Source organism: Streptococcus suis (genome assembly GCF_002960445.1).
Lineage (GTDB): Bacteria > Bacillota > Bacilli > Lactobacillales > Streptococcaceae > Streptococcus > Streptococcus hyiners.
In genome coordinates, this window is record NZ_POJD01000049.1 from 1 (window position 1) to 324 (window position 324).

The following is a 324-nucleotide window of genomic DNA, read 5'->3' on the forward strand; positions in this document are numbered from 1 at the left end:
CTAGAACTCAGCGATCTTCAAAAAGGACAGATATTTGTCCTTGGATTGTCCTCTAGTGAGGTGATTGGAGGGCATATCGGGAAAAATTCCAGTCTGGAAGTTGGTGAGGTGGTTGTTGAAACCATCTTGGAAATTCTGGATCAAAAAGGTATCTATCTAGCTGTCCAAGGCTGTGAACACCTCAATCGTGCCTTGGTGGTGGAGCGTGAATTAGCAATCCAGAAGGACTTGGAAATAGTCAATGTCTTACCCACCCTTCATGCAGGTGGTTCAGGACAGCTGGCGGCCTTCAAGTATATGAAGGACCCGGTGGAAGTCGAGTTT

Annotated in this window: 1 protein-coding gene; it reads left to right on the top strand. The window is 46.6% G+C overall.

The features are described 5' to 3' along the window. A partial coding sequence (locus C1G53_RS00250) for a TIGR01440 family protein (protein ID WP_105117243.1) occupies positions 1–324 on the top strand: 324 nt, incomplete at both ends.